The following is an 11,721-nucleotide window of genomic DNA, read 5'->3' on the forward strand; positions in this document are numbered from 1 at the left end:
GTCAGGCTTCCGGGACGAGAAATACCGCTGCCATGGGCGGGAGGATGAGGTTGAGCTGGTGTTCTTCAGAGGCATGGACCTGGCCGACATTGCCGACATTGCTGCCGCCATAATGCAGGGAGTCGGAATTGAAAGCTTCCCTCCATTTGCCGCCGAACGGCACGCGGACCCGGTAATTGTAATACACGTTGGGCGAAAAGTTCACGACCACGACGCAGCGCGCGTGCTCATCGAAGCCCTTTCGCACCCAGGCGAACACGTTGCGGTCCGCGTCATCGGCGATCAGCCACTCGAATCCGTCCGGCTCGCAGTCCCGCTCATGCAGCGCCGGCACGTTGCGGTAGAGATGGTTGAGGTCTCGGATCAGGGCCTGGATGCCGGCATATTTGGCATCGCCGAGCAGATGCCAGTCGAGCGAGGTGTCGTGATTCCACTCGCGCTCCTGGGCGAGCTCGCAGCCCATGAACAGGAGCTTCTTGCCGGGATGCCCGAACATGAAGCTGTAATAGGCGCGCAGATTCGCAAAGCGCTGCCAGTCGTCGCCGGGCATCCGGCCGAGGATGGAGCGCTTGCCGTGCACGACCTCGTCATGCGACAGCGGCAGGATGAAGTTTTCCGAAAAGGCGTAGTGCAGGCCGAACAGGATCTCGCCGTGGTGATATTTGCGGTGGATCGGATCCTTGCTGATGTAGCGCAAGGTGTCGTGCATCCAGCCCATGTTCCACTTGTAGCCGAAGCCGAGCCCGCCCGTGTCGACCGGGCGCGACACCTGCGGCCACGCCGTGGATTCCTCGGCAGCCGTGGTCGCCTGCGGGAAATGACCGAACACGTCGATATTGGTCCGACGCAGAAACTCGATCGCCTCGAGATTCTCGCGCCCGCCATATTTGTTCGGGATCCAGCCGCCGGAGGGACGGCTGTAGTCGAGATAGAGCATCGAGGCGACGGCATCGACGCGCAGGCCGTCGATGCCGTAGCGCTCCAGCCAGAACAGCGCGTTCGAGCGCAGGAAGTTGGCGACTTCGGTGCGGCCGTAATTGTAGATCAGCGTGCCCCAATCGAGATGCCGGCCCTGCATCGGGTTGGCGTGCTCGTAAAGCGCTGTCCCGTCAAAATGGCCGAGGCCGTGCGGATCATCCGGGAAATGGCCCGGCACCCAGTCGAGCCACACCGCAAGGCCTTCGCGGTGGCAGGCATCGACCAGCGCACAGAAATCCTCAGGACTGCCAAAGCGGCTGGTCGGCGCGAACAGGCCGGTCGGCTGATAGCCCCAGGAGCCGTCGAACGGATGCTCGCTGACGGGCAGGAATTCGATGTGCGTGAAGCCCATGTCGCGTGCATAGGCCGGCAACTGCTCGGCGAGCTCGCGATAGGTCAGCCACTGGTTGTTGTCCTTGCGCCGCCAGGAGCCGAGATGCACCTCGTAGATCGAGACCGGTCGATTCAGTTTGTTGATGTCATGTGGCGCCGGCCGCGGCCGCGGCAGGCTGGTTTCGTCGACCACGATCGATGCGGTCTTGGGACGCATCTCGGCCGCGAAGGCCATCGGGTCCGATTTCAGCGGCAGGTGCTCGCCCTGCGGGCCGATGATGTCGAACTTGTAGTGGTCGCCGGCCCTGGCACGGGGAATGAACAGCTCCCAATAGCCGTTGCCGCGGACGCGCATCGGGTGGCGCCGCGCATTCCAGAAGTTGAAATCGCCGACCACGCTGACGCGACGTGCATTGGGCGCGAGTACGACGAATCCGACGCCATCGACGCCGTCGAGCACCATCGGATGCGCGCCAAGCTTGTCGTAAAGCCGCTCATGGTTGCCTTCGCCGAGCAGATGCAGGTCGAAATCACTCAGGATCGGCAGGAAACGATAGGGATCCTCGAGGTCGGTGACGTGGTCGCCGAATGTCGCCCGAAGCCGATAGCGCTGCAGCGACGGCATGGTCCCGGTGAACAGGCCGGCATCATGGATGCGCGTCAGCGGCGAGACTTCGCCGTGCTCGCCGACCACCTCGACCCGCGAGGCCTCGGGCAGGAAGGCACGCACGACGGTCCGCCCGTCGACATTGTGCTGACCGAGATAGCGAAACGGGTCGGCATGCCGACCTTCGATGATCGCAAACGCCTCGGGAGAAAGATGGGTCATGAGGACTCGCTGGCTGATGCTGGCTCGGACAGGACGCGAAGCAGGTTGCCCAATGCGACGCGCAACCAGTCCGGCCGGTGAGCCAGATCATATTCGAGCGCTCCGAGGGCTTTTTCCAGCATGAAAAAGTTAAGGAGCGCCTCCGCGGTGTGCGGATCGTCCGGCCAGAGGCGCTGGTTGGCCTTGATCTCCCGATAGCCCGTCAAAAAGGCCGCAACAGCCTGGTCGCGCCATTCCGACAGCGCGGCGGGGATCCGGCCGTGATCGTCCGGGCCTGCCCTCAGAGCACGCTCGAGCGCGACGCGGACCGAGCAATCGATCGAGCGCAGGAAGCCCGCGATGTCGCGGGCCGGCGGCGCCTTGCGCAGGCGCTCGGCGAGCGGCTGCTCCTCGTCGCCGTCGAAATCGATGATGAAGATATCATCCTTGACGATGAGGATCTGGCCGAGATGGAAATCGCCATGCAGCCGGATGTCGCAGCCGCCGACATGGTGCGGGATCAGGCTGCTGAGGCGCTCCGACAACTCGCCGCGCCTGGCGAGCACCTGGTCGACCAGCCCTCGTTCGGGATCCTTGAGGTGATCGCGGCGCTCGCTCAGGTCCGTCAGGACCCGTCCGGCCTGGGCGCGCAGCCGGTCGATCCAGTGATCGAGATGATCTGCGGTCGTGGGTTCGGGCGCGAAATCGGCGACGTCGCTGCGCGAGGCGAGCGCCGCATGCAGTTCGCCGACGCGACGGCCTGCCTGCGCCATGTAGCGCAGATAGGGCGACAGCTCCTCGCTCTGCCGCACGTCGCCGCTCGCGGCGAACACGCGCTGGTCGTCGACGTAGCGATCGAGATAGGCGGCGCTGACGGTCCAGCCGTCGCCCTGGTTCTCGATGAAACCATGGACGCAGCCGACGGTCTGCCGCTCGCCCTCCTGGATCACTTCGATGCTGCCGAGCAGCGGCGGGACATTGGCGAAGCCCACCGCCTCCGTGAGGAATCGGCCGATCTCGATCTCCGGATGCGGGCCGGCCTCCAGCTCGCGGCGGATCTTGATGAAGAACTCGTTGTTGACGACCGCCTTGCTGCTGCAGCGGTCGGTTTCGACCACGCGCACCTGCTCGGATTCGCGGATTGGCTTGTCCGGAAACCGCGACGTCGGCCGGAATTCGAGGCGCACCCCGTTTTCCTCGACCGTCAGCGATTGCTTCAGATTGTGCAGGAGCAGCGCAAGAAAGATCGGGCTGGTCGCTGCATCGAGCAGCGTTCCCTCGCGGGCGCCCTGGCGCACGGCGGCAAAGGCTTGCGGATTGTAGCGATCGCGATCGAAGCGGACCCATTCGATCTGCATCGGCAGCAGATAGCGCAGCTTGTCGTCGCGCTCAGCGGCCTTGAAGAAGATCAGCCAGGGCCGGTTGTCGCCGATGTCGCAGAATGGGATCGCCGAGGTCAGCGTCGGATGGATCGCGTCCGCCGAGCGCTCGGGGTACCATCGCGCGCGCGCCAGATGACCGGGCAGAACGTCGCGTTCGAACACGCTGCGAGTGCGAGCCAGCGATACCCAGGTCGAGCCGAGCGGCACGACCAGCGTCTCGAACTCCGGCACCGCGCGCTGGATGATGGGCTCCGACTTCTCGCGCTCCTTGAGCTGGAACCAGTAGAATCCGTACGGCGCGAGCGTGATCATGTAAGGCAGCTCGCCGATCGCGGGAAAGCGCGAGCGGCCGAGCATCTCGATCGGGACGCGATCCTTGAACGGCGAGAGATCGAGCTCGGTCGCCTGCGCCGAGCGCGACAGGTTGGCGACGCAGAGGATGACCTCGTCCTTGTACTGGCGGACATAGGCCAGCACCGACCGGTTGGCCGGGCGGATGAAGGTCATGGTGCCCCTGCCGAAGGCCAGCGTCGACTTGCGCACCGAGATCAGCTTCTTGGTGGCGTTCAACAGCGACGACAAGCTGCGCGACTGCGCCTCGACATTGACCGCCTCGTAGCCGTACACAGGGTCCATGATCATCGGCGCGTAGAGCCGCGCCGGGTCGGCGCGCGAGAAGCCGCCATTGCGGTCGGGCGTCCACTGCATAGGCGTCCGCACGCCGTTGCGGTCGCCGAGATAGATGTTGTCGCCCATGCCGATCTCGTCGCCGTAGTAGATGATCGGCGTGCCCGGAAAGGACATCAGCAGCGAGTTCATCAGCTCGATCTTGCGCCGGTCGTTGTCCATCAGCGGCGCGAGGCGGCGGCGGATGCCGACATTGATGCGTGCGCGCGGATCGTTGGCGTAGGTCGACCACAGATAGTCGCGCTCGACGTCGGTCACCATCTCCAACGTCAGCTCGTCATGGTTGCGCAGGAACAGCGCCCATTGGCAGGTCGCGGGGATGTCGGGCGTCTGGCGAAGGATGTCGGTGATCGGGAAGCGGTCCTCCTGGGCGATTGCCATGTAGATGCGCGGCATTAGCGGGAAGTGATAGGCCATATGGCATTCGTCGCCCTGGCCGAAATATTCCTGAACGTCCTCCGGCCACTGATTGGCTTCCGCAAGCAGCAGCTTGTCCTTGGCGTAATTGTCGAGCTCGACACGCAGGCGCTTGATGATCGCATGCGTCTCGGGGAGGTTTTCGTTGTTGGTGCCGTCGCGCTCGCAGAGGTAGGGGATGGCGTCAAGCCGGAAGCCGTCGACGCCGGCATCGAGCCAGCGTTTCATCACCTGGATGATCGCGTTGACCACGCGCGGATTGTCGAAATTGAGGTCCGGCTGGTGCGAGAAGAAGCGGTGCCAGTAGAACTGGCCGGCCTCCGGATCCCAGGTCCAGTTGGACTTCTCGGTATCGGTGAAGATGATTCGGGTGCCGAGATATTTCTGGTCGGTGTCGCTCCAGACGTACCAGTTGCGGGCGCTGGAGCCGGGCGGGCTGCGCCGGGCGCGCTTGAACCAGTGATGCTGGTCGGAGGTGTGATTGACCACGAGCTCGGTGATCACCCGCAGGCCGCGCCGCTTGGCCTCCTGGATGAAGCGCTTGAACTCCTTCATCGTCCCGAAATCGGGATTGATGCTGCCGTAATCGGCGATGTCGTAGCCGTCGTCGCGGCCGGGCGAGGGGTAGAACGGCAGCAGCCACAGCGTGGTGACGCCGAGGTCCTGCAGATAATCCAGCTTGTCGGTCAGGCCGGCGAAGTCGCCGACGCCGTCATTGTTGCTGTCGGCGAACGCCTTGACGTGCAGCTGGTAGATGATCGCGTCCTTGTACCAGAGACCGTCGCCGTCGGTCTCGGTCTGCAGACTCGGCGAATCCAGGGATGACATCAGGTTCACGAGGCCCTCACCTAGGAGAGAGGATGATGATGCAGCTGCGATCGGAGGCGTCTCGAAAGATGTCTCGGTCTCGGCAGATGCGGCTCTCCTCAAAAGAGGGCAGAATAGGGGAGAAAGCGTCCTTGGGGGTGACGCTCTCGAACGTGTGCGCAAATTTGTTCACGGTGATGCCATTGACAAGAAAACGGCGTCCCGGTTCGCTAGAAGCCGAGACGACCCCCTTACAAAGCTGCAAGGCTCGTTTTGTTCCCCCGGGAACGACGGCCATGCCGCGGCGTTAGGGGCTTATCTTCTTGCCGTCCCACAACAATTTACGACGTACGTCTCCCGTTACGTCCAGATCGCGTGCCGAATGGATCTCTACAGCGAAGCCCATAGTCTCGGAATCCTGACAGAATTCTACGATGGTCAGGGGCAGCGTCGTGTCACCGACGAAGCGGCGCTCAAGATCATCGTTGAGGCTTTTCCCAGGCCCACGCCTCATCGGCTGCTGAGCGGCGCGGTCGTGATTCGGTCCGGGCAGCCGGCGCGCAGCCGCCTCAACGAGGCGGCCAAGCTGCCAGTCAGGTGGACCATCAGGCGTGGCGACGCTGAGACAGTCTCCGGGCAGGCCGCTGAGGCCCTGGTCGAGTGGCCGGGTGATCTGCCGGTCGGCAGCTATCGCCTCGAGCTGGTGGATGCGTCGTCGTACCGCGAGGAGCTGCCGCTGCTGGTCGCGCCGGCGAAGGCCTTCGGCGGTGATTTCGATCGCGTCTGGCTGCTGGCGGTCCAGCTCTACGGCATTCGATCCGGTCGCAACTGGGGCATGGGTGATTTCACCGATCTTGCCGATCTCATCACGCTTTGCGCCAAGCTCGGCGCCGATGGCGTCGGCCTCAATCCGCTGCACGCGCTGTTCGACGACCGGCCGGGCGATTTCAGCCCCTATGCACCGAATAGCCGGCTGTTCCTGAATGCGCTCTATGTCGATGTGGAGCAGGCGCCCGGCTTCGCGAACGGGCCGGACAGCAAGGTGCTCGAGCCGCTGCGGCGGGCCGAGCTGGTGGACTACAAGGGAGTGGCGGCGTTGAAATGGCCGGCCTTGCGCGCAGCCTTCGACGCCTTCATGGCTGCGCCCGACGCCGCCGCGGCGGCGGAGTTCAAGGCCTACCGCGCCGAGCGCGGCGATCTGCTGGCGCGCTTCACCTGCTTCGAGGTGTTGCGGCATCGCTTCCAGAAGCCGTGGTGGGACTGGCCCGAGGAGTGGCGGCAGCCCGATGCTGGGCGCTGCGCGGCGCTGCTCAGCGGCCCCGATCGGAGGGAGGCCGATTTCGTCGCCTATGTGCAGTGGCTCGCCGAACGACAATTGAGCCATTGCAGGGATCTCGCGCAGCGGCTGGGAATGAAGGTCGGTCTGTATCTCGACGTCGCGGTCGGCGTTCAATCCGACGGTTTCGATGCCTGGAACGAGCAGGGCGCCATTTCGCGCACGCTGTCGGTCGGGGCGCCGCCCGATCCCTTGAACACGGTCGGGCAGAACTGGGGGCTCGCCGGCTTCAACGCGCCTGGACTGGCGCTGAAGAATTTCGAGCCGTTCCGGGAAATGGTCCGGGCGTCGATGCGGCATGCCGGCGCGATCCGGCTCGACCATGTGCTCGGTTTGAAGCGGCTCTATCTGGTGCCGCACGGATTTCCGGCCAAGCAGGGCGCTTACGTGCAGATGCCGTTCGAGGCGCTGCTCGCCGCAACCGTCATCGAGAGCGTCGCCAACGAATGCATCGTCATCGGCGAGGATCTCGGCACCGTGCCGGAGGGCTTTCGCGAGCAGATGGCCGATTGGGGATTGTGGTCCTACAAGGTGATGATCTTCGAACGCGACGACAACGGGTGCTTCCGCGATGTCGACTTCTATCCGCCGAATGCGCTGGTGACGCTGAATACCCACGATCTCTCGACCTATGCCGGCTGGCGCTCGTTCGGCGATCTCAAGACCAAACGCGGGCTGGGCATCGATCCCGGTGAAAGCGACCAGGATCGCTGGGATGCGTTGGGGCTCTGGGACGAGGTGCTCCGCCAAAACGGCATTCGAGCCAACGACGTCCACTCAGCGATCGCCTTCCTGTCGCGGACGCGGTCCCGGCTGCTGGTGATTTCCCTGGAGGATCTGCTGGAAGTGGTCGATCAGCCCAATATTCCCGGCACGATCGACGAGCATCCGAACTGGCGCCGCAAGATGCCGATCAAGCTCGAGGACATCGCCGGTGCGACCAGCGTCGCGGCGTTGAAGGCGGCGACCGCCGAACGGATCAGCCCGGCCGGCGTTTAGAACGGGGGGATTGCGGGGGGCAGTTGCACGCGGATGCCAAATGTCCTGCAGGATCGAAGACTACGCGCTGATTGGTGATTGTGAGACGGCTGCCCTGGTGAGCCGGAGCGGGTCGATCGACTGGCTGTGTTGGCCGGCGTTCGATTCGGATGCCTGTTTCGCAGCCTTGCTGGGAGATCGCAGCCATGGCCGCTGGCTGATCGAGCCGCGCGGCGACGTCCGATCGACGTCTCGCCGTTATCGCGGCGATAGCCTCATCCTCGAGACGCGATACGAAACTGCGACCGGCACCGTCGAGGTGATCGATTTCATGCCGCCACGGGGCAGCGCCTCAGATGTCGTGCGGCTGGTCCGCGGCGTCTCAGGCCGGGTCGCCATGCGGATGGAGCTGATCATCCGCTTCGGGTTCGGCATCGAGATTCCCTGGGTCAAGCGTTCCGAGGATCGCTCCGCGCTGCTCGCCATCTGCGGCCAGGACATGGCGGTGTTGCACACGCCGGTCGCCACCCGCGGCGAGGACATGACCACGGTGGCGGAGTTCGAGGTCGCTGCCGGCAACACCGTGCCCTTCGTGCTCACCTACGGTCCGTCGCATCTGCCGGTGCCCAAGGCGATCGATCCGGATCGGGCGCTTGATGACACCGAAACGTTCTGGGCCGACTGGTCGCGGCGCTGCACCCATCAGGACGAGCATCGCGCGCTCGTGATGCGCTCGCTGATCACCTTGAAGGCGCTCACCTACGCGCCGACCGGCGGCATCGTCGCGGCGCCGACCACCTCGCTGCCGGAGAAGCTCGGCGGCCGGCGCAACTGGGACTACCGGTTCTGCTGGCTGCGTGACGCGACATTCACGCTGCTGGCGCTGATGAACTCGGGCTACACGGAGGAAGCGCTGGCCTGGCACAACTGGCTGCTGCGCGCCGCGGCCGGCGCTCCCGCCTACATGCAGATCATGTATGGCATCATGGGCCAGCGGCGGCTGATGGAGTGGGAGGCCGAGTGGCTGCCGGGCTACGAGGGTGCCCAGCCGGTGCGGATCGGCAATGCCGCGCATGCGCAGCTCCAGCTCGATGTCTACGGCGAACTGATGGATGCCTTCCACCAAGCCCGCATGACCAAGCTCAAGCTGGACGACGGCACCTGGGACCTGGAATGCGCGGTGCTCGACCATCTCACCGACGTCTGGGACCAGCCCGACCACGGCATCTGGGAACGCCGCGGCGATGGCCGTCATTACGTGTTTTCCAAGGTGATGACCTGGGTCGCGTTCGATCGCGCGATCAAGAGCGCGGAGAAGTTCGGGTTCAAGGCGCCGCTGGAGCGCTGGCGGCGGCTGCGTGAGGCCATTCATCGCGACGTCTGCGACAAGGGCTACGACGAAGGCCTCGGCAGCTTCGTCGAGTCCTATGGCTCGCGGCTGCTCGATGCCAGCCTGCTGCTGTTGCCGGCGGTCGGGTTCCTGCCGTGCTCCGATTCGCGCATTCGCGGCACGGTCGAGGCGATCGAGCAGCATCTGCTGCGGGATGGCTTCGTGCTCCGGCACGATCCGCGCGACGTCTCTCCGGACGAGCAGCAACCGATCGAAGGCGCGTTCCTGGCCTGCACGCTGTGGCTGGCCGACGCGCATGTTCTGGCGGGCGCCACCGAAAAAGCCGAGACGCTGTTCCGCCGCGTTGTGAACATCGCCAACGACGTCGGACTGCTGGCCGAGGAGTACGACACCGAGGCACGGCGGCAGACCGGCAACTTTCCCCAGGCGCTGACGCATATCGCGCTCATCAACACGGCGCAGAATCTGAGCAGTGCCAAGAAGGCCAGCGACAAACCCGCAAGGCAGCGGTCGGAAGCCTGAGCTGCCGCGTGTCAGCTTGCGGATGAGCCTTGCGCGTTCTCTGCCAGGATCATCTCCATCGCATTGGCAAAGCCTTCGTCCTGATTGGACGTGGTGATGCGCTTGGCTTTGCTCTTCACCTCGTCACTGGCGTTGCCCATGGCGATCGACAAGCCGCTCACCTCGAACATCGCGACGTCATTATGCATGTCGCCGATGGTCGCGACCTGGTCGAGCGGGATACCGAGCCGCTGGGCCATCGCTTTGACGAAGGTGCCCTTGTTGCGGCCTGGCGGCGTGATGTCGAGATAGTAGCTCTGCGAGCGGACAGCGGTCGCTTCCGCCCCCAATGCCTGCTGCATCTGGCTCTCACAGCGCGCCAGCAGCTCGAAATCGCTGCTGGCGCCGACGATCTTGCAGGCGTTCGACAGATAGGGGGAGAAATCGTCGACGATCGTCGGCTCCGCGCGAATGGCGCGCCGCTCGTTCGGGACGTACTCGCCGTCCGGATTGCGCGTCAGCCAGGCATCATTGGTGAAGACCCAGATGTCGACGCCGGATTGATGGAGAAGATCGACGCAGCGCGCGGCGGCCGCGGGCGGGATCAGGCTCTGCTCGAGCGGGCGCATGTCGGCGCCGATGATCGAGCTGCCGTTGAACGGGCCGACCGGAAGGCTGATCTGCAGCGGCTCGATCAGAAAGCGCATGCCGATCGCCGGGCGGCTCGAGGTGAGCGTGAAGGCGACGCCGCATTCGTGCAGCCGTCGCGCCACCTTCGCGGCCCGCTCGGTCAGAACCTTGTCCTTGGTCAGCAGCGTGCCGTCGACGTCGGATACGACGAGAGCGATGCGGGTCATGAGCCCTTCCTGTTCGCGGTCAGGAGCAGCGCCGACCGGCGTGAAGCTGTTGCATGATGTCGTCCACGATCGCCGCGACCGGCGCGTCGACCGAGACGGTGATGGGATGCTCGGCGGCCCCAGGTGGTTCCAGGGTGGCGAACTGGCTGGCGAGCAGGCCCGGCGGCATGAAGTGCCCCTCGCGATGGCTCATCCGCTCGCCGATCAGCTCCTGACTGCCTTGGAGATAGACCATGCGGACATCGTTGCGGCCGCCGACGAGGATGTCGCGATAGGCCTTCTTGAGCGCAGAGCAGGCGATGATGATGTGCTGGCCCGCAGTACGGCAACGCGCGATCTCCGCCGCAATGGCCTGCAGCCAGGGCCAGCGATCCTCGTCCGTGAGCGGGTGGCCGGCGCTCATCTTGACGACGTTCGCGGGCGGGTGAAAGCTGTCGCCATCCTCGAAGCGCCAGCCGAGGCGCTGGCCCAATGCTTGCCCGATCGTGCTCTTGCCGGAGCCGGACACGCCCATAATGACGAGCGCATGGGGCAGGTCAGATCTCGCCACTTTGCCCCTCCGGCCAGGCCTCGCTGTCGATGAGCAGGATCGTCTCCTGAATCGAGCGGGCGCGATTGGCGGGCAGGTCCTCACCGGCCAGTACCCGCGCCATGACCGCGCGCTTGTCGGCACCGGCGACCTCGAACAGCATGGTTCGGCAGGAGGCGAGCGCAGGCAAGGTCAGGCTGATCCGCGGCACGAAGGGTGCGACGTGGGCCTTGTCGACGCCGACAACCCAGCGATCGGTGACGTCGATTGCGGGAAAGCCGGGAAATAGCGACGCGACATGGCCGTCGGGACCGATGCCGAGCAGCACGAGGTCGAACAGTGGCCGCCCGGAGTCGAGCCGCGCGGCGCCGTAGAACGCTTCCAGCGTGCGCTGATAGTCGCGGGCAATGGCCTCCGGGTCCGACCCATCGGTCGCGATCGGGTGGATGTTCGCGGCCGGCGCGCAGGCATCGAGGAACACGTGACGTGCCGTGGTCATGTTGTGCAGGGAATCGCCGGGCGGAACATATCGCTCGTCACCGATGAACCAGTGGACGCGCGGCCATGGAATCCGTTCACGATAAGCGTCCGTCGCCAGCAGCTCATAGAGCTGCCTCGGGCTCGATCCCCCGGTGAGACAGATGGCCACGCGTCCCGGATTGGTATCAGTCCGAGCCAGGAGATGTTCGGCCGCGACCCTCGCCATCGTCGCCCGGTCGGCGACGCGCACGAGCTTGCGGTCCTGCGGCCCGGCCAC

7 protein-coding genes are annotated in these 11,721 nt (G+C 65.0%); 2 read left to right on the forward strand and 5 right to left on the reverse strand.

The features are described 5' to 3' along the window. Window position 1: 1 nt before the first annotated feature. Complete coding sequence (gene glgB / locus QW868_RS17290; protein WP_316231022.1) at window positions 2-2,140, reverse strand: 1,4-alpha-glucan branching protein GlgB; 2,139 nt, start codon at window positions 2,138-2,140, stop codon at window positions 2-4. After that, window positions 2,137-5,442: a maltose alpha-D-glucosyltransferase gene (treS, locus tag QW868_RS17295; protein WP_315811640.1), complete on the reverse strand. Its 3,306-nt coding sequence runs from the start codon at window positions 5,440-5,442 to the stop codon at window positions 2,137-2,139. Before treS ends, glgB begins: the two co-directional genes overlap by 4 nt. Before the next feature lie 352 nt (window positions 5,443-5,794). Between treS and malQ the strand changes: the two genes are divergently transcribed. Further along, window positions 5,795-7,747 carry a 4-alpha-glucanotransferase gene (gene malQ / locus QW868_RS17300; protein ID WP_316231023.1) on the forward strand — a complete coding sequence of 651 codons (1,953 nt, stop codon included), beginning with the start codon at window positions 5,795-5,797 and terminating at the stop codon, window positions 7,745-7,747. Window positions 7,748-7,787: 40 nt separating this feature from the next. Further along, window positions 7,788-9,599 (forward strand): glycoside hydrolase family 15 protein, encoded by a 1,812-nt coding sequence (locus tag QW868_RS17305; protein WP_316231024.1) that lies wholly within the window; start codon window positions 7,788-7,790, stop codon window positions 9,597-9,599. Window positions 9,600-9,610: 11 nt separating this feature from the next. Here QW868_RS17305 and QW868_RS17310 read toward each other — a convergent pair whose 3' ends face one another. From QW868_RS17310 to pgl, 3 genes are read right to left on the reverse strand one after another with little or no spacing between them, the layout of a single operon-like run. Then, on the reverse strand, window positions 9,611-10,435 hold the full coding sequence (locus QW868_RS17310) for an HAD family hydrolase (RefSeq protein WP_315738656.1): 825 nt from the start codon (window positions 10,433-10,435) through the stop codon (window positions 9,611-9,613). 19 nt (window positions 10,436-10,454) lie between these two features. After that, complete coding sequence (locus QW868_RS17315) at window positions 10,455-10,985, reverse strand: gluconokinase (protein ID WP_316231025.1); 531 nt, start codon at window positions 10,983-10,985, stop codon at window positions 10,455-10,457. Then, a complete protein-coding gene (gene pgl / locus QW868_RS17320; protein WP_316231026.1) occupies window positions 10,972-11,721 on the reverse strand; it encodes a 6-phosphogluconolactonase in 750 nt (249 codons plus the stop codon). Before pgl ends, QW868_RS17315 begins: the two co-directional genes overlap by 14 nt.

It is taken from the genome of Bradyrhizobium sp. SZCCHNR1051 (assembly GCF_032489615.1).
Classification (GTDB): domain Bacteria; phylum Pseudomonadota; class Alphaproteobacteria; order Rhizobiales; family Xanthobacteraceae; genus Bradyrhizobium.